Source organism: Burkholderia cenocepacia, assembly GCF_900446215.1.
GTDB lineage: Bacteria > Pseudomonadota > Gammaproteobacteria > Burkholderiales > Burkholderiaceae > Burkholderia > Burkholderia cenocepacia.
Window position 1 is genome coordinate 245,671 of sequence record NZ_UAQZ01000018.1, and the last position, 22,796, is coordinate 268,466.

Sequence of the window (22,796 nt, forward strand, 5' to 3'; positions counted from 1 at the left end):
CCGGTTCAGTGCGCGGCGAGCGTCACTGTCTGCGACAGCGCCTGCGGGTCACGCGACGACGCGGCCGCCGACAACCCATACGTGCCCGCGCCGATCCGCCATGCGTGCGCGCTCGCATCCCACACCGCGAAGCGCTGCGCCGGCACCGCGATGCTGACCGTGCGCGCCTCGCCCGGCTGCAGCGCGACCTTGGTCCAGCCGACGAGCCGCTTCGGCGGCTCGCCGAGCGACGCGGGCAGCGCCGCGTAGATCTGCACCGTTTGCATACCGGCGCGCGCGCCCGTGTTCGTCACCGTCACGCCGACCGTCACGTTGCCCGCTGCGTCGGCCTGCGCGGACATCGCCGACAACACATACGTCGTGTACGACAGCCCGTAGCCGAACGGGAACAGCGGCTCGATCGCCTTCGCGTCGAACCAGCGATAGCCGTACGCGAGCCCTTCCGCATAGACGTTCCGCAGGTTCGACGGATCGATCGTCGGCTGTGGCAGGTCGGCCTCCTGCTTCGGGAACGTCAGCGGCAGCCGGCCCGACGGGTTCGCGTCGCCGAACAGCAGGTCGGCGATCGCCTGGCCGCCCTGCGCGCCCGGATACCACGCGTCCAGCACGCCGTGCACGTTCGCGAGCCACGGCATCAGCACCGGGCTGCCGTTCTCGAGCACGACGATCACGCGCTTGGCCTTCGCGGCGACCGCGGCGATCAGCGCGTTCTGGTCGTATTGCTGGTTGGACGGGTCCGCCTTCGCATCGGGCAGCGACAGGCTCGCGAGGTCGAGCCCCTCCGTCTGCCACTGCGTGGCGAACACGATCGCGACATCGGCCTGCGCGGCCGCGCTGGCCGCGGCGTTCGCGTCGGTGCCGTCGAGATAGCTGACCGATGCATTCGGCGCCTTCGCGCGGATCGCCGCGAGCGGCGCGGACTTGTACCAGGTCGCGCACCCGCCGAACAGCGTGTCGGCCGGTTGCTGGCAGGTCGTCACCGCGTTGCCGTCGATCGCCGGCACCGCACCCGAGCCGCCGCCCGACAGCACGCCCGCGTCCGCATGCCCGCCGATCACGACGACCGACTTGAGCGTGCCGGCGGCCAGCGGCAGCACCGGCTGCGTGTCGCCCGGCGCGGCCGCGTTCTTCAGCAGCACCGCCGCTTGCCGCGCGATCGCGAGCGCGTCGGCATTGCCGGCGGCCTCGTCGATCGCGCCGCCCGGCTTCGGCGGCGCATCCATCACGCCGATGCGGATCAGCGTGCGCAGCTTGCGCTGCACCATGTCGTTCAGCCGCGCGACCGACACGCTGCCGGCCTGCAGCGCCGCGCGCAGCTTCGAATTGAAGTACGAGCCGAGCGGCGCGTTGCCGTCGTCGGCCGCGCCCGGCTGCTCCTCGTCGAGCCCGGCCTGCACGGCCGCGACCGTCGAATGCGTCGCGCCCCAGTCCGACTGCACGACGCCCTTGAAGCCCCACTCGTTCTTCAGCACCGTCGTCAGCAAATACGGGTTCTCGCACGCATACACGCCGTTCAGCTTGTTGTACGCGCACATCACGTTGCCCGGCTGGCCGTCCTTCACGCCGATCTCGAACGCGAGGAGTTCGGCCTCGCGCATGGTCCGCTCGTCGACGACCGAATCGACCGTCATCCGGTTGGTTTCCTGGTCGTTGAACGCGAAATGCTTGATCGTCGCGATCACCTTCTGCGCCTGCGTGGCCTGCGTGCGCGCGGCGCTCAGCGTGCCCGCGAGCACCGGGTCCTCGCCCATGTATTCGAAGGTGCGGCCGTTGCGCGGCTCGCGCGCGAGGTTCACGCCGCCGCCGAGCCCTTCCGCGAAACCGAGCGCGCGCAGTTCGAGCGCGATGCGCGTGCCGTAGGTGCCCGCGAGAGCCGGGTCCCACGTCGCCGCGAGCGCGACGGGCGCGGGCAGCGCGGTCACGCGCGCATTCTTCACGTTCACGCCACCTGCCGAATCGGCGCTGCTGACGGCCGGAATGCCGAGCCGCGGCACGCCCGGGATGTAGCTCGCGCCGTTCAGCGCGTCGGCCGGAAACGGGCCGCCCAGGCTGAGCGCGGGCATGCCGGTGCCATGCACGAGCTGCAGTTTCTCGTCGGTCGTCAGTTGCGCGACGAGCGCGGCCGCGCGCTGGTCGGCTGCCGCGTCGGGGTCGGTCGGCGCATGGATGTCGTCGCCACCGCACGACGCGAGCAGGACCGTGAGCGCGCACGCGGACGCAATCGTCGAACACCGGAACAGCGAAGTTTTCATTGATCCTCCAGAATCGTTCTGTTGTACTTGTCGCCTCACTCCAGCGTCCGAGTCTAAAAATCAACCGGTCACCACGCTTGACCGGCAGGAGCATGCGTTGACCTCTCGCAGCGGGGACAAACCCGAACGGCATGACGACAGGGAGACAGACATGGAGTTGCAACAGAAATCGGTATCGGTCCGGATCTACCGCTGGCTGTGCGAAGACGCGCGTGCGAACGGCATCGATCCCGCACCGCTTTACGAGACGCTCGGCATCGGGCCGGCCGAACTCGCCGACGACACGCGCCGCATCGCGGGCGACCGGCACGTGGCCGCGATGCAGTTGACGAGCGGCTGGCCGCTGTCGTGGCATCGCCCGCCGCCGGAGGTCGTGCCGTGGCTCGTGCCGTTTCCCGAGCTCGCCGGCATCACCTGCAACGCGGCGACGCTGCGCGACGCGTTGCACGGCTACCTGCGCTATCGCGAGCTGATCGGCAACGTGGACTGGGTGTTCGCGCACGAGAACGGCGACGCGATCGCGATCGAGTACGTGAACGAAGGAGACGGCCGGCACGCGGGCAGCGCGTTCGCGAACCTCGCGATCCTCGCGGCGCTCGCGCGCCTGTACGACCCGCAGGTGCGCATCGACGACGCCGAATTCGCCGGCCGCGCGTTCGCGCCCGTTGCCGCGCTGCGCGACATGCTCGGTGCGCCGGTCTCGTTCGATGCCGCGCACAACCGCATCGTGCTGCGCTCTGCGCACATCGACACGCCGTTCGAGCGCTACAACGCACCGCTGGCCGGCATCCAGCGCCATGCCGCCGACGCCGCGCGCGAGCGCGTGCGCGCCCGCTCGACGTTCGGCTCGTCGGTCGAGCAATGCGTGCGCGACTGGCTGCGCACCGCCGACGACGCCGACGTGCCGACCGATACGCTGATGCAGCACGTGTGCACGCGCTTCGCGATGTCGCGCTGGACGCTGCGCCGGCGGCTGCATCGCGAAGCCGTCGGGTTCCATGCGCTCGTCGCGCAGGCGCGGCTCGGCGAGGCGCGCGACCTGCTGCTCAATACGCGGTTGCCGATCGGCGAGATCGGCGTGCGCGTCGGCTTCCGTTCGACGAGCGCGTTCACGCGCTTCTTCACGCGCGAACTCGGCGCGGCGCCGAGCCGCTTTCGCGACGGGCACGGCGACCGGTGGCGTTGATGCCGTTTTTTTCTGAGACACTGGCGGCTTCGCATCCCGCCGCTCCGCCATGTCCTGGTTTCTGTATCTGATCGAATGCGCCGACGACAGCGTCTACACGGGCATCACGACCGATGTCGCCGCGCGCTTCGACGAACACGCGTCCGGCAAGGGCGCGCGCTACACGCGCTCGCGCAAGCCGCGCGCGGTGCTCGCGTCGTTTCCACTGCCCGACCGGTCGAGCGCGTCGCGCGCCGAGTACTGGGTGAAGCGGCTCACGCCCGCGAAAAAGCGCGAGCTGGCGGCGGGTTTGCGTACGCTGGAATCGGTGTTGCCGGCGGCGGTCGCGCTCGACGAGCGCGGAGATACGGCCGGGACGAAGGCCACGGCGCGCGGGCGGAAGAAAGAGCCGACGGAAAACACCGACGATGCGGCGAAGGCTGCGGCAACGGAACAGGTCGCCGGGAAAAAGCCGAAGGCCGGAAAAGTTGCCGGGTCGGCAACGGCCGCGAAGACGGCGAAGCCCGCAAAGGGCACACCAGCGTCGAAGTCGAAGTCGAAGTCGAAGTCGAAGTCGACGCAATCAAATCAAGCCGCACCGGACGCGAAACGTGCAAAAGCCGACGGCAACGCTGCTGCAAAAAAGACCTCGTCGCGTGGCGCACCGGTAAAGAAAACCGGCTCGCCCTCTTCCGCGTCGTCGAAAAGGAAGGTACCGGCCACTGCCGGCAAGCCGGCCGCGAGCGTACGCGACGAGGCCGCTTCCGCACCGGCCCGGCGCCGTCCAGCGGCCAGGAAAGCCGCCGCTGCGACCGCTCCGTCCGTTGTCCCGCCGCGCGCGAAACGCGCGAAGAATGCACCGGCCACCCCGCCCCTGCCTGCGTCCCCGCCGGCCCGCCGGAAAACCGCACGCGCAAAACAAAACCGCGCGGCCTCCTGAGGAGACACGCGCGGTTTGCGTTCCGTACGAACCGGCCGTCGGCCGGCACGCCGCTTACTTCTTGTAGTTCGCGGCGCCGTCGGTGATTTCCTTGTGCGCGGCTTCGATGCCGGCCCAACCTTCGACCTTCACCCACTTGCCCTTCTCGAGCGCCTTGTATTGCTCGAAGAAGTGCTTGATCTGGTCCTTCAGGTACTCGGGCACGTCGTCGATCGTCTTCAGGTTCGCCGTCATCGGGCAGATCTTGTCGTGCGGCACCGCGACCAGCTTCGCGTCGACGCCCGACTCGTCGGTCATCTGCAGCATGCCGAGCACGCGCGAACGCACGATCGAGCCGGCCAGCAGCGGGAACGGCGTGATCACCAGCACGTCGACCGGATCGCCGTCGCCCGACAGCGTCTGCGGGATGTAGCCGTAGTTCACCGGGTAGCGCATGCCCGTGCCGATGAAGCGGTCGACGACGAGGAGGCCCAGTTCCTTGTCCGCCTCGTACTTCACCGGATCGCTTTGCGCGGGAATCTCGATGATCACGTTGAAATCTTGCGGCAGGTCCTTGCCGGCCGGAACATGATTGAAGCTCATGAGCACTCTCTGTAGGTCGATGGGAATTCGGGACAGGGCGCCGCGGCCGATGCCGCCGCGGGCGTCCCCCAAAAGGAATGCGCCATTATAGCCAATCGACCGGTGGCGTCCGGATGACGATCGGCGCGATAATCGTTCCGGATGTCCGGGCGTCGGGCCGGCTGCGTTGCACGTCAATCACAAGGTATGGAACCCGAGCAAGCGCTGAAGCGCTAACTCGGGTCGACAGGAGGAGACATGGAAGAAGCGAAGCACTTCATCGCGGGCGAATGGACGTTGCCCGCGCAACTGGAAACCATCCCGGTCGTCGATCCGTCCGACGGCCAGCCGTTCGCGACGATCGCGCGCGGCACCGCGCCCGACATCGAGCGCGCGGTCGCCGCGGCCCGCGACGCATTCGCAGGCCCATGGGGCGCCGCGAGCGCCGCCGAGCGCGGCCGCGTGCTGATGCGGCTGTCGGCGCGCGTGACCGATTCGATCGAGGAACTCGCCGCGATCGAGGCGCGCGATACCGGCAAGCCGCTGAAGCAGGCGCGCGCCGATGCAGCCGCGCTCGCACGCTACTTCGAGTTCTACGCGGGCGCGGCCGACAAGCTGCACGGCGAAACCCTCCCCTACCAGGCCGGCTACACGGTGCTGACGGTGCGCGAACCGCACGGCGTCACGGGCCACATCGTGCCGTGGAACTACCCGATGCAGATCTTCGGGCGCAGCGTCGGCGCGGCGCTCGCGGCCGGCAACGCGTGCGTGGTCAAGCCGGCCGAGGACGCGTGCCTGTCCGTGCTGCGCGTCGCCGAACTGGCCGCCGAGGCCGGGCTGCCGGCCGGCGCGCTCAACATCGTCACCGGCTACGGCCATGAAGCGGGCGCCGCGCTCGCCCGCCATCCGGGCATCGACCACATCTCGTTTACGGGTTCGCCGGCCACCGGCAAGCTGGTCACGCAGATGGCCGCCGAGAACCACGTGCCGGTCACGCTCGAACTCGGTGGCAAGTCGCCGCAAATCGTGTTCGCCGATGCCGACCTCGACGCCGCGCTGCCCGTGCTCGTGTCCGCGATCGTGCAGAACGGCGGGCAGACCTGCTCGGCCGGCAGCCGCGTGCTGATCGAGCGCGCGGTGTACGAGCCGCTCGTCGAGCGTCTCGCCACCGCGTTCAACGGGCTGCGCGTCGGCCCGAGCCGCGCCGATCTCGATTGCGGCCCGCTGATCAACGCGAAGCAGCAGCAACGCGTGTGGGATTTCCTGTCCGACGCGCAGCACGACGGCATTCCGATGGCCGCGCACGGGCAGGTCGTCGCCGATGCGCCCGAAAGCGGCTTCTATCAGGCGCCCGCGCTGTTGCGCGACGTGCCGCCGTCGCACCGGCTCGCGCAGGAGGAAGTGTTCGGCCCGGTGCTCGCGGCGATGCGTTTCGTCGACGAGGACGAAGCCGTCGCGCTCGCGAACGGCACGCCGTACGGCCTCGTCGCGGGCATCTGGACGCGCGACGGCGCGCGCCAGATGCGTCTTGCGCGGCGCCTGCGCGCGGGTCAGGTGTTCATCAACAACTATGGCGCGGGCGGCGGCGTCGAGCTGCCGTTCGGCGGCGTCGGCCATTCGGGCCATGGCCGCGAGAAGGGCTTCGAGGCGCTGTACGGCTTCACCGCGCTGAAGACGATCGCGATCCGGCACGGCTGAACGCACGGCACGCGACGGGCGGCCGCTAGCACCCGGCCGCCCGCCGACACACGACGACTCGCACTACCTGCACAGGAGACACACCATGCGGTTGACCGGCAAGACGGCCATCGTCACGGGCGGCGGCTCGGGGTTCGGCGAAGGCATCGCGAAGACATACGCGCGCGAAGGCGCGAACGTCGTCGTCAACGACCTGAACGGCGCGGCGGCCGAGCGCGTCGCGAGCGAGATCGCGCTCGCGGGCGGCAAGGCGATCGCGGTGGCCGGCGACGTGTCGAAAGAGGACGACTGGCGCACGCTGCTGCAGGCCGCGCTCGACGATTTCCACGCGGTGCAGATCGTCGTGAACAACGCCGGTACCACGCACCGCAACAAGCCCGTGCTCGACGTGACGGAGGCCGAATTCGACCGCGTGTACGCGGTCAACATGAAAAGCCTGTTCTGGTGTGTGCAGACCTTCGTCCCGTATTTCCGCGCCCAGGGCGGCGGCGTGTTCGTGAACGTCGCGTCGACGGCCGGCGTGCGGCCGCGCCCGGGCCTCGTCTGGTACAACAGCACGAAGGGTGCGATGATCATCGCGAGCAAATCGCTCGCGGCCGAGCTCGGCGCCGACCGCATCCGCGTGAACTGCATCAATCCGGTGCTCGGCGAAACCGCGCTGATGACCGAGTTCATGGGCTGCGAGGACACCCCGGACAATCGCCGCCGCTTCCTCGCGACGATCCCGCTCGGCCGCTTCTCGACGCCGCAGGACATCGCGAACGCCGCGCTTTACCTGGCATCCGACGAAGCGGAATTCATCACCGGCGTCTGCCTCGAAGTCGACGGCGGACGCTGCATCTAGTCGTACCCGGCCGCACGATCGCCCCGTATTGCTTCGCACGGAACCGGATCGGGCATCACCGCGCCCGATCCGGCCACTACAAGGACAGCGGTGCATCCGATCCAGGCAATCGCGCAAGCGCTCATCCGGATCGACAGGAGACAACATGGCAACATCGACGCAGTCGCTGCCGGGCTCGTCCGGCGCATTCGAGGAAGCAACCTACCGCAAGGTGTCGTGGCGGCTCGTGCCGCTCCTGCTGCTGTGCTACGTGGTCGCGTATCTCGATCGCGTGAACGTCGGGTTCGCGAAGCTGCAGATGGCGAGCGACCTGCACCTGAGCGATACCGTGTACGGGCTCGGCGCCGGGATCTTCTTCTTCGGCTATTTCCTGTTCGAGGTGCCGAGCAACATCATCCTGCACCGGGTAGGCGCCCGCGTGTGGATCGCCCGCATCATGGCGACGTGGGGCGTGATCTCGATCCTGACGATGTTCGTCACGACGCCCGCGATGTTCTACGTGATGCGCTTCCTGCTCGGCGTCGCCGAAGCAGGCTTCTTCCCCGGCGTGATCCTCTATCTCACCTACTGGTATCCCGCGCACCGGCGCGGCCGGATGACGACGTTCTTCATGACGGCCGTCGCGCTGTCCGGCGTGATCGGCGGGCCGATCTCGGGCTTCATCCTGAAGGCGTTCGACGGCGTCAGCGGCTGGCACGGCTGGCAATGGCTGTTCCTGCTCGAAGGCATCCCGTCGGTGCTCGCCGGCGTGCTCGTGTTCTTCACGCTCGACGAGCGGATCGCGAAGGCGACGTGGCTGACCGACGAAGAAAAGGCGCTGCTCGCCCGCAACGTCGACGCGGAGGAAGCCACCAAGGAGGACCTGCCGCTCGGCGCCGTGATGTCGAGCCCGCGCGTGTGGCTGATGGCGTTGATCTATTTCTCGTTCGTGATGGGGCTGTACGGCGTCGGCTTCTGGTTGCCGACGATCATCAAGGCGACGGGCGTGACCGACACGTTCATGATCGGCCTGCTGTCCGCGATTCCGTATGCGGCCGCGGTGGTCGCGATGATCCTGATCGCGCGCAGCGCGGACAAGCACCGCGAACGCCGCTGGCACCTCGCGATTCCGGCCGCGATCGGCGCGATCGGCCTCGTGCTGTCGGTGATCTGGGCGCACCAGACGGCGCTCGCGATGCTCGGCCTCACGCTCGCGACGATCGGCATCCTGACGACGCTACCGCTGTTCTGGAGCCTGCCGACCGCGTTCCTCGGCGGCGCGGCGGCCGCCGCCGGCATCGCGATGATCAACTCGATCGGCAACCTCGCCGGCTTCCTGAGTCCGTACCTGATGGGCTGGCTCAAGCAGGTGACGGGCGCCAACGATGCGGGCATGTACATGCTGGCCGGGTTCCTCGTGCTCGGCGGGCTGCTAGCGCTGTCGGTGCCGAAACGGCTCGTCGACAAGTGACGACGCGCGGCGCGTAAACGCGCGCCCGGATCGATCGAACATGCCGGCCGATTTCCGGCCCGTTTTTCCCCGATACGCCCCGCCGTCCGGCATTGCCGGTCGCCGGGGCGTTTTCGATGCCGGACAGGCACACCCCGGATCGGCTGAACGTCTCGCCCATCCGGCGACATCCCATTAATGACAAAATTGTTCCCTTATAGTCCTTTTTATATGGAACAATAAAGACAGCCAAAGGAATCTCCTACCCTACAATTCATGTTCCACACCGTCGAAGACACCGCCGCCCGCCTGCGCGTCCATCCGAAGACCGTCCTGCGGTTCATTCGCGACGGCAAGCTGCGCGCGACGCGGGTCGGCCGTGCATACCGCATCCTCGACGCGGACCTCGCCGCGTTCGCCCGGACGGAGCCGGCCTCGCCCGCGCCGCGTGCGGTGCGTGTCACCAGCATCGTCGACATTCCCGATGCGTCGCAGTCGCTGCACCAGTACCTGTCGCGGTCGCTGCACGCAATGGCGTCAGGCCGCGCATCGTACGTCGACCCCGTGCGAATCGACGTCACGTTCGATCCCGCCTCGAGCGTGGTCAAGATCATCGTGACCGCGACACCGGCGGACACGGCCGCGCTGATGTCGTCGCTCGACATGCTGCTCCAGCAAAGCGGGACATGAGCGCAATCTTCAAGTCGCCCCGCCATGCCCGTGCGATTCGCGCCGCGTACGCGGCCGCGCTGTCGCACTGGCCGGCCGGGCATCGGCGCGTCACCGTGCAAACGCGTCATGGCGCGACGCACGTCATCGTCTGCGGCCCCGAACACGCGCCGCCGGTCGTGCTGATCCACGGCGCACAGACGACGGCGGCAAGCTGGCAGCATCACGCGGCCGACTGGTCGACGCACTTCCGGCTCTACGCGATCGACGTGATCGGCGAAGCGGGACCGAGCGCGCCGGCGCGGCCGCCGCTCGCAGGCGACGCCTATGCGCAGTGGCTCGACGACGTGCTCGACGGCCTGCAGGTGTCGCGCGCCGCGTTCGTCGGCATCTCGCTCGGTGCGCGAACGGCGCTCGACTTCGCGTTGCGGCGGCCGCCGCGCGTCACCCGGCTCGCGCTGCTCTGCCCGTCCGGCATCGGCAGGCAGAAGCCGTTTCTGTGGTGGGCGCTGCCGCTGTTGCTGCTCGGCGATGCCGGGCGTGCATGCGTGCGGCGGTGCGTGCTGGGTCGCCTGCCACCCGCATCGACGCCGGCCGAACGGGACGCGCTCGCCCTGATTCGCGCCATCGATCGCGGCTTTCGGCCGCGCATCGAGCCGGTTCCGGTATTCGACGACACCATGCTCCGCACGTTGTCGATGCCCGTGCTGGCGATCGTCGGAGGCCGCGACGTGATGCTCGATTCCCGCGACACGCGGGATCGCCTGACGCGCCTCGTGCCGCACGCGCAGGTGCGGTTTCTTCCCGAGCAGCCTCACTTCATCCGCGGGCAACGCGACACCCTGCGCACTTTTCTCTCATCGACGGACACGCTCGACATGCCCCATCGAATCGTTCAGGCCGCCGGCAGCCGCGTGCTGGTCCGCGATCCTTCCGCCGGCCTCGTGCAACGGGAAAGCGACGCGCTCGATCTCGTCGCGCTCGCGCACGAGCATGAAGCCGACTGGATCGCGGTCGCCGCGGACATGCTGCACGACGACTTCTACCGGCTCGACAGCGGGCTGGCCGGCGCCGTGCTGCAAAAGCTGACCAACTACGGCGTCCGGCTCGGCGTGGTCGGCGACATCGACCGCCGGCTCGCGCGCAGCGAAGCGCTGCGCGCGCTCGTTCGCGAGTGCAATCGCGGAAAATCGGTCTGGTTCGTCCCGAGCGAGGACGACCTGCTGCGCAGGCTCGACGCGTAACGCGCCGCGGGCCGCCCGCGCCTCGCTACGGGCAAAAAAAAGCCCCGAAGGCCGATCGGCGTTCGGGGCTTTTTACGCTGCGCGGCGCAGCGCCGCGTCACACCACGGTGATCGCGAGCGCGCTTTCGCGGTAGTGCTTCGCGGCCTTGTCAGTTTCGCCGAGATGCTCGAACAGACGGGCGAGCGCACGATGCGCCCGCACCTTCAGCGCCTCGTTGTCGGCCAGCTTCAGCGCCGATTCGAGGAACGACTGCGCCTTGCCCCACAGCTGCTGCTGCTGGCAGAGGCGGCCGAGCGCGAACAGCAGGTCGGCATCTTCCGGATGATCCTTCTTCCAGCCTTCGGCCTTCTGGATCAGCGGCAGCGCATCGGCGCCGGCCGTGTCCGGGTAACGGCGCAGCAGGCGTGCATCCCAGTTGTGCGCGAGCGCGTCCTCGACGATGCGGCGCGCTTCGTTGCGGCGCTCGAGCGGCACGAGCAGTTCGGCCGCGAGATCGGCGAGACGCGGCGACTGGCGCTCGACCGGCGACAGCGACTGCCACACTTCGAGCAGCGCGTCCGGATCGTGCCGGCGTTCGCGCAGCAGGTTTTCCGCCGCCTGCTGGCGCAGCCGCACGGCCGCGGCCGGATGCAGCGCCTCGCGCTTTTCGAGCGCCTTCGCGAGCTTCAGCACCTCGGCCCAGTTCTTCAGTTGCTGCTGCGCCCGCAGCGCGACCTGCTGCGCATGAATGCGCTTGCCGCCGGCCTGCATGTCGGCCAGCGCGGCGAGCGCACCGTCGGCGTCGCGGGCGTCCGCGCGCATGTCGGCGGCGGCGAGCAGCCGCGCATCCTGCCATTCGGGCGCGTCGACCTTCGACAGCCAGTCGTCGCGGCGCGTGTACTCGTGCATCCGGTGCGCGGCGGTGGCCGCGACGAGACTCGCGGCGCCCAGGTTCGCGTCGACGGTCAGCGCTTCACGCGCGGCCTTCTCCGCACGCGAGAAGCGGCCCGCGTACAGGTTCGCGATCGCATCGCGCAGCGATGCCTGCGCCTTCTCGTTGCGCGCACGCGCCCGATACGCGGCGACCCGCTGCGGCATGCGCCAGATATTGCGCACGATGCGCAGCAGTGCGTACACGACGATGAACAGCACGACGATGGCGATCACGAACAGGTTCAGCGACACGTCGATCCGGTACGGCGGATAGACGAGCAGCACCTGCCCCGCGTCGAAACGGCCGACGGTGGCGAGCGCCGCGGCGATCGCGAACAGGACCGCGAGCCAGACGATTCCTCGAAGCGTCATCGTTACCCCCGGCTCTTGAACTGCTGAACGGCGTTCAGGCTCGTGTTCAGGTTCGGCACCGCGACCGTCAGCGACGCGCCGTCAACCTGCTTGAGCAGATCCTCGACGGTCTGCGTGTCCTTCGATGCCTGATCGAAATACTTGCCGAGCGATGCCTGTGCGGCGTGCAGGTCGGCCTTCATCGCGCTGTCGTTGCGCGCCAGCAGCGACAGCCGTGCGGTGAGCAGGCGCAGCTTCACGTTCTCGCGCACGAAGTAGCCCTGGTCGGGCGACGCGAGCATCGCGTCCGCGTTGTCGATCCGGCGTACCTGCACGAGCCCCTTCAGTTGCTGGCCGAGGCCGGCCGAGAAGTCGTGCCACCACACCTTCCAGCGCGGCTCGCCGGCGGCGACCGACGACGCGGCGTCGGCCGGCGCGGCCTTCGGCGCCGCGTGCGGCACGATCGCCTCGCCCGACAGCGGCAGCGCGTCGATCTTCGCGATCGCGTCGTCGAGCTTGATCGCGAGGCCCGTGAGATCGGCTGCCGGCGCGGCCTTCAGCTTCTCGATGTCCTGCGCGAGCGCCTTGCGCACCGTGACGGCCTGCGCGCTCTGCGACGTCGCGAGACGCGCGTCAGCGTTCTGCAGCGCGATCAGCGCGAGCTGCGTGTTGCCGGTCAGCTGAAGCTGCTGGCTCGCGCTCGACAGCATCTGGTCGACTTCCTCGAGCATCCACGCATCGCGGTTGCGCGACAGGTCCTGGTATTGCTGCTGCAGCGCCTGCTGCGCGCTCTGCGCATCGGCCAGCTTGCCGTCGAGCTGCGCGAGCTGCGTGTCGACCTGGTGCGTGCTGGCGAGCGCCTGCTCGGTCTTCATCCGCGTTTCGGCCGTCTGCGCGTCGAGCGCCTTCTGGCGCGCGACGAACGTACCGTCGAGCCGGTCGATCTTGCGGTTCAGCGCGTAGCCGCCGACCCCTGCCGCGCAGCCGAGCACGACGACGACGAACCACAGCACCGCGCTGCCGCCGCGGCGTGCGGGCGGCTCGGGCGCGAGATAAGGGGGGCTGGTCGGCGGTGCGGATGCAGCGGCCGGCTGGGAAGCGACGCTTTTGGAATCGTTGGTATCTGTCATGCGTTTAGTCACCGGTGCGGCTGTCGCCGGTTGGACGGCCTCGTCGGCCATCGTTCGAAACGCGCGGACGATGCGCTCATCGCCCGCGCCGGTCAGCGTAATCCTATCAAAACCCAATGCGCGCGCGGACTGCTCGATCCGCGGGTGCGGCGTCACGAGCGGCGCATGCTTCAATGCGTCGATCTCGGCATCGTTCAGGTGGGCCCGCGCGAGCTCGTGCAGGTTGCGCACGCCTTCCGAGCTCGTGACGAGCCACGCGTGCGGCTGGCCGTCGAGCAGCGCGTGCACGCGCTCCCACGCGCCGACACGCGGCTCCGGCACGACGCGCCGGTACGCGGCGACGAGCGTGACGTCGGCCCCGGCCTCGCGCAGCCGCTCGGCGAGCCATTCGCGCCCGCCGTCGCCGCGCACGATCAGCACGCGCTTGCCCGCCAGCGCCGGCGCGCCGCCGAACGCGGCCTCGATGCTCGCGAACAGGCTTTCCGAATCGTAATGAGGCACGCCGCCGTCGGCCGGCGCCTGCGGCGCGATCACGCGATGCGCGGGCGCCGCGATGCCGTGACGCTCGAGCGCCGCGACGCTGCCGGGCCCGACCACGCCGACCGGCAGCGCATTCGGCCAGATCGCGCCGTACCGCGCGAGCGCGCGGTCGATCGCGTTCGGCGACACGAAGATCACCAGCGCGTAGTCGGCCAGCGCCGCGAACGCGGCGTCGAGCGGCGCCGGATCGTCGACCGGCGCGATGTCGATCAGCGGGAATTCGAGCACGTCGCAACCGGCATCGGCCAGTTGCGCCGCAAGCGCGTCGGACTGGCCGTCCGGACGCGTCAGGACAGCGGTGAACGCGCGCGCGCCGCCCGCCATCAGGCGTCGCCCTTGCCGGCGGCCTGCGAGCCCGCGAGCAGCGCCTGGACGATGTCGAGCGCGCCTTGCGCCTCGAGCTCGTCGGACACCGCGCGGCCGAGCGCGAGCGCGTCGGCGACGGTCATGACCGCCCCGCATTCCTCGGCCGTCAGCACGCGCTTGCCGTCGGTGGTCGACACACGGCCCGTCAGGTACAGCTCGCCCGCGCGCCACACCGCATGCGCGGCAAGCGGCACCTCGCAGCTGCCGCCGAGCGCGCGCGACACCATCCGCTCGGCTTCGACCGCGAGCGCGGTCCGCGGGTCGTGCAGCGGCGCGAGCCACGCGGCGACGTCGTCACGGTGCGCGGCGATCTCGATGCCGAGCGCGCCCTGGCCCGCTGCCGGCGGACTGGCTTCGACGTCGAGCAGCGCGCGGATCCGCGCTTCGAGGCCGAGGCGTTTCAGGCCAGCGGCCGCGAGGATGATCGCCGCGTAGTCGCCGCGGTCGAGCTTGGCGAGCCGCGTATCGAGGTTGCCGCGCAGCGGCAGCACCTCGAGATGCGGGTAACGCGAACGCAGCATCGCTTCGCGGCGCAGGCTCGACGTGCCGACGACCGCGCCGGCCGGCAGCGCGTCGAGCGACGCGTAGTCGTTCGACACGAACGCATCGCGCGGGTCTTCGCGCTCCATGATCGCGGCGAGCGCGAAGCCGTCGGGCAGCGCCATCGGCACGTCCTTCAGCGAATGCACGGCGAGATCGGCCCGACCGTCGGCCAGCGCGGCCTCGAGTTCCTTCACGAACAGGCCCTTGCCGCCGACCTTCGACAGCGTGCGATCGAGAATCTGATCGCCGCGCGTCGTCATCCCGAGGATTTTCACGTCACAAGCTGGATATAATTTGCGCAGCGCATCACGCACATGTTCGGCTTGCCACATCGCCAGGCGGCTCTCGCGCGAAGCAATCGTCAACGTCGCGGGCGGCTGTGCCTGTTGCGGCCCGGCCGCGGGGGTCTCGGAATTCATTGCTGGAACATCGAAGGACGGGATTGAAGATCGAACAATGGTAGCACGCACGCCCCAGCCCGCCCGGGCCCGGAGCCTGCGCCCGGCCTGCCTCCGTGCGGGTCGCGGCGCCGTTGTGCGGATGTGCCGCACGTAGCTGGTTGCTTGACCGCAGTTCCCGCAGTTTCCGCAGTTCCTTTTGACTCGAGCTTTCCCAAGGAAACCCATCGTGAAGTCTTCCGGATCGGCGCGTACGGCGCGCCGCAATGCTGCCTTGCCCTCCCCCGACGCCCCGACGGGCACCCTCGCCACCGCCGCGAACGGCCGTGCGAAAACGGCAACGAAACCGAAAGACCCGATACATCAGACAAAACCCGCGACGAAAGCCGCCGGCGCCCCCGCCCGCAAGGCCGTCGCACCGAAGGCCGGCACCCGCACGCGCGACGACAAGGACGGCCCGCTGTTCGAGGACATCCGCTTCCTCGGCCGCCTGCTCGGCGACGTCGTGCGCGAACAGGAAGGCGATACGGTGTTCGACGTGGTCGAGACGATCCGCCAGACCGCGGTCAAGTTCCGCCGCGAGGACGACAGCGAAGCCGCGCAGACGCTCGAGAAGAAGCTGCGCAAGCTGACGCCGGAGCAGACGGTGAGCGTCGTGCGCGCGTTCAGCTATTTCTCGCATCTCGCGAACATCGCGGAAGACCGCCACCACAACCGCCGCCGCCGCATCCACGCGCTGGCCGGGTCCGCGCCGCAGCCCGGCACGGTCGCGTACGCGCTCGACCAGCTGAAAACCACCGGCAACGCGTCGAAGCGCCTGCTGCAGCGCTTCTTCGACGATGCGCTAATCGTGCCGGTGCTGACCGCGCACCCGACCGAAGTGCAGCGCAAGAGCATCCTCGATGCGCAGCACGACATCGCGCGTCTGCTCGCGGAGCGCGACCAGGAGCTGACCGCGCGCGAACGCCAGTACAACGAAGCGATGCTGCGCGCGCGCGTGACCGCGCTGTGGCAGACGCGGATGCTGCGCGACTCGCGCCTGACGGTCGGCGACGAGATCGAGAACGCGCTGTCGTACTACCGCGCGACGTTCCTCGACGAACTGCCCGCGCTGTACGGCGACATCGAGGCCGCGCTCGCCGAGCATGGCCTGTCGGCCCGCGTGCCCGCGTTCTTCCAGATGGGCAGCTGGATCGGCGGCGATCGCGACGGCAACCCGAACGTGACCGCGGCGACGCTCGACGAGGCGATCAACCGCCAGGCCGCGGTGATCCTCGAACATTATCTGGAACAGGTGCACAAGCTGGGCGCCGAGCTGTCGGTGTCGAACCTGCTGGTCGGCGCGAACGACGCGGTGAAGGCGCTCGCGGCCGCATCGCCCGACCAGTCGCCGCACCGCGTCGACGAACCGTATCGCCGCGCGCTGATCGGCATCTACACGCGGCTCGCCGCGAGCGCGCGCGTACGTCTCGGCGAAGGCACGGTGCCGGTGCGCAGCGCGGGCCGCGGCGCGCCGCCCGTGCGTGCGATTCCATACGAGGACTCCGAAGCGTTCGTCGCCGATCTCAAGGTGCTGACCGCGTCGCTCGACGAGCACCACGGCGCGTCGCTCGCCGCGCCGCGCCTCGCGCCGCTCGTGCGCGCGGCCGAAGTGTTCGGCTTCCATCTCGCGAGCATCGACCTGCGCCAGAGTTCCGACATCCACGAGGCGGTGGTCGCCGAACTGTTCGCGCGCGCCGGCGTCGAGGCCGACTATGCGGCGCTCGCCGAGGAAGACAAGCTGCGCGTGCTGCTCGCCGCGCTCGCCGATCCGCGCCCGCTGCGCTCGCCGTACCTCGAATACTCGGCACTCGCGCAGAGCGAGCTGGGCGTGTTCGAGAAGGCGCGCGAGGTCCGCACGCAGTTCGGTGCGCGCGCGGTGCGCAACTACATCATTTCGCATACGGAAACCGTCAGCGACCTCGTCGAGGTGCTGCTGCTGCAGAAGGAGACGGGCCTGCTCGAAGGCACGCTCGGCGTGCCGGGCCGCGACGCGAAGAACAGCCTGATGGTGATCCCGCTGTTCGAGACGATCCCCGACCTGCGCGACGCGTCGCGCATCATGCGCGACTACTTCGCGCTGCCGGGCATCGACGCGTTGATCGCGCATCAGGGCGCCGAACAGGAAGTGATGCTCGGCTACTCGGACAGCAACAAGGACGGCGGATTCCTCACGTCGAACTGGGAGCTGTATCGCGCGGAACTCGCGCTCGTCGACCTGTTCCGCGAGCGCAAGATCACGCTGCGGCTGTTCCATGGCCGCGGCGGCACGGTCGGCCGCGGGGGCGGCCCGACCTACCAGGCGATCCTGTCGCAGCCGCCGGGCACCGTGAACGGCCAGATCCGCCTGACCGAACAGGGCGAGGTGATCGCGAGCAAGTTCTCGAACCCGTCGATCGGCCGGCGCAACCTCGAGACGGTCGTCGCCGCGACGCTCGAGGCGTCGCTGCTGCCGCAGTCGAACGCACCGGCGCAGTTGCCCGCGTTCGAGGCCGCGATGCAGACGCTGTCCGACTCGGCGATGGCCGCGTACCGCGCGCTCGTCTATGAAACCCCGGGCTTCACCGACTACTTCTTCTCGTCGACGCCGATCACCGAGATCGCCGAGCTGAACATCGGCAGCCGGCCGGCGTCGCGCAAGCTGCAGGACCCGAAGCAGCGCAAGATCGAGGATCTGCGCGCGATTCCGTGGGGCTTCTCGTGGGGCCAGTGCCGGCTGCTGCTGACCGGCTGGTACGGCTTCGGCAGCGCGGTGAGCGCGTATCTCGACGGCGCGCCGGACGCCGCCGAACGCACGAAGCGCGTCACGCTGCTGAAGAAGATGAACAAGACCTGGCCGTTCTTCTCGAACCTGCTGTCGAACATGGACATGGTGCTCGCGAAGACCGATCTCGCGGTCGCGTCGCGTTATGCGCAACTCGTGTCCGATCGCAAGCTGCGCAAGCACGTGTTCGAGCGGATCGTCGCGGAATGGGAACGCACGTCGCAGGCGCTCGCGGAAATCACCGGGCACGAAGGCCGCCTCGCGACCAACCCGCTGCTCGCGCGCTCGATCAAGAACCGCTTCCCGTATCTCGATCCGCTGAATCACCTGCAGGTCGAGCTGATCAAGCGTCACCGCGCGGGCGACACGAACGCGCGGCTGCGCCGCGGGATTCACCTGACGATCAACGGGATCGCGGCCGGCCTGCGCAACACCGGCTGATCCGCGGGCGGCGCGGGCACGCTCCGCGCCGGCCGGGATAACGAAAGCCGCGATACGCGTCGATGCGTATCGCGGCTTTTTTCATGCGACGACAAACGGCGCAGCGTGCGCCGCGCCGCACGCTCAGTGCGCGTCGATCAGCAATGCGTCGTGCTCGAACGAGCCGTCGGCCTGCACCGCGTAGTAGCCGCGCACCTCGTCCGGTGCATGCGCCCACAACGCGCGAATGCCGGCGACGCTGTCGGCCGGCGTGCGAATGCGCGCGACCCACGTGTCGAAATCGATCGGCAGCCGCCAGCGGCTGTGCACCTGCGCGTCGAAACCGGCTGCGCGGAACATCGCGAGCCATTCGTCCGCACGGTAGTCGCGCACGTGCGACGCGTCGCGCAGCACTTCCGCGGCCTGCAGGTACGTATCGAGGAGCGGATGATCGTTGCCCGCGATGTCGATCATCAACACGCGGCCGCCCGGCTTCAGCACGCGACGCACCTCGGCCAGCGTCGCATGCATGTCGTGCCAGTGGTGCGCGCTCATCCGGCTCACGACCCAGTCGAACGTCGCGGTGTCGAACGGCAGCCGCTCGGCCGGCCCCTGCTGCGTGCGTACGTTCGCGAGCCCGCGCTCGCGCGCGGCCGCGTCGACGGTCGCGAGCATCGGCGCGGCGAGATCGTACGCGACCACGTCGCGCACGTGCGGCGCGACCGCGAAGCTCGCGTGACCGGCGCCGCAGCCCAGATCGAGCACCGCGGCGTCGGGCGTCGCGCTCACCGCGTCGGCGAGCGTCTGCAGGTCGGCGCCCGTCGCATGAACCGTGCTCGTCAGATAGGCGGCGGCCGTCGTGCCGAAGGCGTCGGCGACCTGGTCGTGGTGTTTCATCGTTCGCTCCTTTCCTTGATGCAGTCGGCCGGCCCCGGCGCTTCAACGCCCGATCCGGCCCCGTGCATCGCATTGTGGGGGACGCCCGCTGCCCTGCCAGCGCGCGAGCCGCTACAATAGGCCTGCGTGTGTACCAGTACAAGTTAAGCAGTTATTCTGGTATTTGATCCACCTGTCTGATCGTTGCCGCGTTTTCGCCTTCACTTCGCCGTTTCCGCATGAACCAGCCGTCCTCCGCCTCCGTCCCGCCACTCGACGCCACGCCCGCCCGCGCGCTCGGCGAATTCATCCGCGCCCACCGCGAGCGGCTGTCGCCGCAGGCCGTCGGCCTGCCTCCCGGCCCGCGCCGCCGCACGCCGGGGCTGCGGCGCGAGGAAGTCGCGCAACTGTGCGGCGTCAGCCCGACCTGGTACACGTGGATCGAACAGGGCCGACCCGTGTCGGCGTCGGCCGACGCGCTCGCGCGGATCGCCGTCGCGCTGCAACTGTCGAAGGCCGAGCGCGCATACCTGTTCGAGCTGGCCGCGCAGCGCGACCCGGCCGAGCCCGACGTCGCGGGCGGCGACCTGCCGCCGACGCTCGCCGCGACCGTCGCGGCGATCGCGACGCCCGCCTACGTGCTCGACCGCCAATGGAACGCGCTCGCATGGAATGCGCCGGCCGCCGCGCTCTTTTCCGGCTGGCTCGATGGCGAGCACGACCGCAACCTGCTGCGCTTCACGTTCATGGCGCCGGCCGCCCGCACGCTGATCGTCGACTGGGAAACCCGCGCGCGGCGGCTCGCGGCCGAATTCCGCGCCGATGCGATCCGCCACCTGACCGACGCGCCGACGCGCGCGCTGATCGACGCGCTGACGGCCGGCAGCGACGCGTTCGCGCAGTACTGGGCGTCGCAGGACGTGTTCGAGCGCGAAGGCGGGCTGCGTGAATTCGACCATCCGGCCGACGGCCGTCTCGTGTACCAGCAGATCACGCTGAAGCCCGCGCACCGCGAGGACCTGAAGCTGGTCGTGCTGGTGCGCGACTGAGCGCGGCTCAGAAGCTGATCGTCGCGGTAATCGTGTCGCTGTAGTTGCCGGGCGCCGGCGTCGCTTGCGCGGGCACGCGGCCGTACACGGTGATTGCCTGCGCGAACCCGCTGCCGGTGCCGGTCGCCATCGACGTGCCGGCGGTGCCGTCGCCCCATGGCTGCGTGAAGCCGCTGTCCTGATAGAGCTGATAGCTGACCGACCCGCCGCCCGCGCGCTGCATCGTGCGAGCGGCGACGTTGCCGCTGCCGCCGCCGTTCAACGCGATCCGGAATGCGTCGCCGTTCGTGCAGCGCGCGCTGATCGAGCCGCTCGCGGTCAGCGCCGACGCCAGCACGCCTGCCGCCGGAAACGCCACGCCGGTCGCGCTGATGATGCAGTTGTTGATGACGGTGGCGGTCGTGGTAACCGTCATCGTGCCAGCCGTCGACTGCGACGCACACGGCGTCGGCAGCACGCCGAGCAGCGAAAAACTGTAGCTGTACGCGGCCTGGTTGCCGCTGAAACTCTGCGTGTAGACGGTGCTGCCGTTGTTCACGGTCGGCACGGTCGGCTGGTTCGGCGCGATGCGACCATAGATGGTCACGTTCGCACTCGCGGACGTGCCGAGCACCGGTTTCGTCAACGTCACCGATATCGGCGTCGTGCCGCTGCTCACGGCGCCCCAGGCTTGCGAGTAGCCCGCGTCCTGATACAGGTCGTACTGCATCTGGTTCGTCCCGTTGCTCAGGTAGCGCGGACTGGTGCCGCCGAGGTTCACGCACACGAGCACGCCGGTGTTCAGGCTCAGCGTGTCCCACGTGCAGTTCACGGTCATCGTCGCGGTCGTCGTATAGGCCTGTTGCGTGATCGGACTGACCGAGCCGAAGCTCGGCACCGGCGGCGTCACCGTGCACGTATCCGCACGCGCCGACATCCACGGCATGCCGAGTACCGCTGCCAGCAGCAGGTACGCGAGCGCGCGCATCCAGCGGCGCGCCAGGTCGAAGCGGTCATCCGCCATGCGCCTCCCCGAAAAAAACCGTCCGCCCGATCGGGTTCGCGGATCGGGCCGCGCCATCATCGTATCGGTCTGCGCATCGATCGTTCGCACTGTTACTTGATCCATGTCAAATAGGCCGATGGAATCCGTCCGCTCCCCTGACAATGCACGCCAGGTCGGCGTTTTCTCCATTGCGCGCGACCGAACCCGTGGAGTAGTCTTCCACCAACGACAGAGCGGTAACGGCGACCGGCGACAGACCACGCGGCAGGCACTCCGCGGCCGGGCGACCCCTTGAACGGCAGGAGACAATCATAATGACAGATTCCCGACGTCGTGTTTTTTCAGCCATGCTCGCAGCCACGTTCGCATTCGCGCCGGTGCTGCAGCCCGTCACCGTTGCCGCAGTCTATTCGAACGGCACGGCCACCGCGCAATTCAACGTCACGCTCACGATCCAGGCGAACTGCACGATCGCCGCGAACCCGCTTGCATTCGGCACGACCGGCGTACTCGCATCGACGGTCAACCGGCAGACGACGGTCTCCGTCACCTGCACGAACTCGACACCCTACAACGTCGGGCTCGACGCCGGAGCGGTAACCGGCTCGACCGTCGCCAGCCGGCTGATGGGCGGTACCACGGCCGGCAATACCGGCACGACGGTCGGCTACCAGCTCTACCAGGACTCGGGCCACTCGACGATCTGGGGCAACACGCAAGGCACCGACACGGTCGGCGGCACCGGCACCGGTTCCGCGCAGGTGCTGAACGTGTACGGCCAGGTGCCCGCGCAGGCGACGCCGAAGCCCGACACCTACGAGGCCTCGGTCACCGCCACCGTCTATTTCTGACGGGCCGTGCGATTGTTCCCGCGCGCCTTTGCCGCGCTGTGCGTCGGGTGGGCGGCGGCCGTCTCGCATGCCGCCACGCTGCAGATCACGCCCGTGACGATCGAACTGCCGCCATCGGCGGCCGCCGCGAGCATGACGCTCAGCAACCCGGGCGGCCGGCCGATCTACGGCCAGGTCCGCACCTATCGCTGGACGCAGGAAAACGGTACCGACGTGATGACGCCGACCGACGCGCTCGCCGCGTCGCCGCCGCTGCTGCAGATCGACGCGAACGCCGAGCAGTTGATCCGGCTCGTGCGCACGAGCCGCGGCTCGCCGGCCGCCGAGGAGAGCTATCGCGTGCTGATCGACGAACTGCCCGCGCCGGGCACGCCGGTCGACAACGGCGTGACGATCCGGCTGCGCTATTCCGTGCCCGTATTCATCGAGCCCGATGCCGCGCAAGCGTCCCCGCGCCTCGACTGGCGCGTCGAACCCGACGGGACCGGCATGCAGCTCACGGTCGACAATCGCGGCGGACGGCGGGCGCAGATTTCCGCGGTCCGGTTGGTCGATGCGCGAGGCGGCGTCCACGAGATCACGCGCGGGCTGCTCGGCTATGCGCTCGCGAGCAGTACGCGACGCTGGCCGCTCAAGCTCGACGCCGGCACGCGCTTCGTCAAGATCCAGGCGACCGTCAACGCGCAGCCGGTCGAAGCCCGGTTGACGCCGCCCTGAGCCCCCCGAGCAGGATCGCACGACGTTGCCCGTGCCGCCGCCGAGCAAGACC

18 protein-coding genes are annotated in these 22,796 nt (G+C 69.2%); 11 read left to right on the forward strand and 7 right to left on the reverse strand.

Annotated features, from left to right (window positions below; translation table 11 throughout):
* Positions 1-5: 5 nt before the first annotated feature.
* Complete coding sequence (locus tag DTA15_RS37740; RefSeq protein WP_006489658.1) at positions 6-2,252, reverse strand: glycoside hydrolase family 3 C-terminal domain-containing protein; 2,247 nt, start codon at positions 2,250-2,252, stop codon at positions 6-8.
* A 151-nt stretch (positions 2,253-2,403) separates the two neighbouring features.
* On the opposite strand from DTA15_RS37740, the gene DTA15_RS37745 reads away from it, so the two are divergent.
* Together DTA15_RS37745 and DTA15_RS37750 are read left to right on the forward strand one after the other, a co-directional pair.
* The gene (locus DTA15_RS37745; RefSeq protein ID WP_006489652.1) at positions 2,404-3,438 is read left to right on the forward strand and encodes a helix-turn-helix transcriptional regulator; all 1,035 of its coding nucleotides are present in this window, start codon (positions 2,404-2,406) and stop codon (positions 3,436-3,438) included.
* A 49-nt stretch (positions 3,439-3,487) separates the two neighbouring features.
* Positions 3,488-4,357, forward strand: a complete 870-nt coding sequence (locus DTA15_RS37750) for a GIY-YIG nuclease family protein (protein WP_006489661.1) — start codon at positions 3,488-3,490, stop codon at positions 4,355-4,357.
* A gap of 54 nt (positions 4,358-4,411) precedes the next feature.
* Here DTA15_RS37750 and ppa read toward each other — a convergent pair whose 3' ends face one another.
* A complete protein-coding gene (ppa, locus tag DTA15_RS37755; protein ID WP_006489643.1) occupies positions 4,412-4,939 on the reverse strand; it encodes an inorganic diphosphatase in 528 nt (175 codons plus the stop codon).
* A gap of 237 nt (positions 4,940-5,176) precedes the next feature.
* On the opposite strand from ppa, the gene DTA15_RS37760 reads away from it, so the two are divergent.
* From DTA15_RS37760 to DTA15_RS37780, 5 genes are all read left to right on the forward strand, one after another.
* Complete coding sequence (locus tag DTA15_RS37760; protein ID WP_006489660.1) at positions 5,177-6,616, forward strand: aldehyde dehydrogenase family protein; 1,440 nt, start codon at positions 5,177-5,179, stop codon at positions 6,614-6,616.
* An 85-nt stretch (positions 6,617-6,701) separates the two neighbouring features.
* Positions 6,702-7,460, forward strand: a complete 759-nt coding sequence (locus tag DTA15_RS37765) for an SDR family oxidoreductase (RefSeq protein ID WP_006489663.1) — start codon at positions 6,702-6,704, stop codon at positions 7,458-7,460.
* Positions 7,461-7,605: 145 nt separating this feature from the next.
* Positions 7,606-8,910, forward strand: coding sequence for an MFS transporter (locus DTA15_RS37770; RefSeq protein ID WP_006489648.1), 1,305 nt, complete (start codon positions 7,606-7,608; stop codon positions 8,908-8,910).
* A gap of 255 nt (positions 8,911-9,165) precedes the next feature.
* Positions 9,166-9,579 carry a helix-turn-helix domain-containing protein gene (locus DTA15_RS37775; protein ID WP_006489657.1) on the forward strand — a complete coding sequence of 138 codons (414 nt, stop codon included), beginning with the start codon at positions 9,166-9,168 and terminating at the stop codon, positions 9,577-9,579.
* The gene (locus DTA15_RS37780; RefSeq protein ID WP_006489650.1) at positions 9,576-10,802 is read left to right on the forward strand and encodes an alpha/beta fold hydrolase; all 1,227 of its coding nucleotides are present in this window, start codon (positions 9,576-9,578) and stop codon (positions 10,800-10,802) included. Before DTA15_RS37775 ends, DTA15_RS37780 begins: the two co-directional genes overlap by 4 nt.
* Positions 10,803-10,899: 97 nt before the next feature.
* Here DTA15_RS37780 and DTA15_RS37785 read toward each other — a convergent pair whose 3' ends face one another.
* The 3 genes from DTA15_RS37785 to hemC are packed head-to-tail and all read right to left on the reverse strand — an operon-like array spanning position 10,900 to position 15,064.
* On the reverse strand, positions 10,900-12,087 hold the full coding sequence (locus tag DTA15_RS37785) for a heme biosynthesis protein HemY (RefSeq protein WP_006489644.1): 1,188 nt from the start codon (positions 12,085-12,087) through the stop codon (positions 10,900-10,902).
* Positions 12,088-12,089: 2 nt separating this feature from the next.
* A complete protein-coding gene (gene hemDX / locus DTA15_RS37790; protein WP_012492812.1) occupies positions 12,090-14,060 on the reverse strand; it encodes a fused uroporphyrinogen-III synthase HemD/membrane protein HemX in 1,971 nt (656 codons plus the stop codon).
* Complete coding sequence (hemC, locus tag DTA15_RS37795) at positions 14,060-15,064, reverse strand: hydroxymethylbilane synthase (protein WP_012492813.1); 1,005 nt, start codon at positions 15,062-15,064, stop codon at positions 14,060-14,062. Before hemC ends, hemDX begins: the two co-directional genes overlap by 1 nt.
* Before the next feature lie 208 nt (positions 15,065-15,272).
* Here hemC and ppc point away from each other — a divergent pair, with 208 nt between their 5' ends.
* Complete coding sequence (gene ppc, locus DTA15_RS37800; protein ID WP_006491191.1) at positions 15,273-18,287, forward strand: phosphoenolpyruvate carboxylase; 3,015 nt, start codon at positions 15,273-15,275, stop codon at positions 18,285-18,287.
* 123 nt (positions 18,288-18,410) lie between these two features.
* Here the strand turns inward: ppc and DTA15_RS37805 are convergent, their stop codons facing one another.
* Positions 18,411-19,163: a class I SAM-dependent methyltransferase gene (locus DTA15_RS37805; protein WP_006491190.1), complete on the reverse strand. Its 753-nt coding sequence runs from the start codon at positions 19,161-19,163 to the stop codon at positions 18,411-18,413.
* A gap of 218 nt (positions 19,164-19,381) precedes the next feature.
* Here DTA15_RS37805 and DTA15_RS37810 point away from each other — a divergent pair, with 218 nt between their 5' ends.
* Positions 19,382-20,191, forward strand: a complete 810-nt coding sequence (locus DTA15_RS37810; protein ID WP_006492931.1) for a helix-turn-helix transcriptional regulator — start codon at positions 19,382-19,384, stop codon at positions 20,189-20,191.
* Between the two features lie 7 nt (positions 20,192-20,198).
* Here the strand turns inward: DTA15_RS37810 and DTA15_RS37815 are convergent, their stop codons facing one another.
* The gene (locus DTA15_RS37815; RefSeq protein ID WP_012492815.1) at positions 20,199-21,194 is read right to left on the reverse strand and encodes a Csu type fimbrial protein; all 996 of its coding nucleotides are present in this window, start codon (positions 21,192-21,194) and stop codon (positions 20,199-20,201) included.
* 296 nt (positions 21,195-21,490) lie between these two features.
* Between DTA15_RS37815 and DTA15_RS37820 the strand changes: the two genes are divergently transcribed.
* Together DTA15_RS37820 and DTA15_RS37825 are read left to right on the forward strand one after the other, a co-directional pair.
* The gene (locus tag DTA15_RS37820; protein WP_006484009.1) at positions 21,491-22,027 is read left to right on the forward strand and encodes a Csu type fimbrial protein; all 537 of its coding nucleotides are present in this window, start codon (positions 21,491-21,493) and stop codon (positions 22,025-22,027) included.
* 6 nt (positions 22,028-22,033) lie between these two features.
* Entirely contained in the window at positions 22,034-22,744 is a 711-nt protein-coding gene (locus DTA15_RS37825) for a fimbrial biogenesis chaperone (protein ID WP_006484014.1), read from the forward strand.
* The last annotated feature ends 52 nt before the right edge of the window (positions 22,745-22,796 follow it).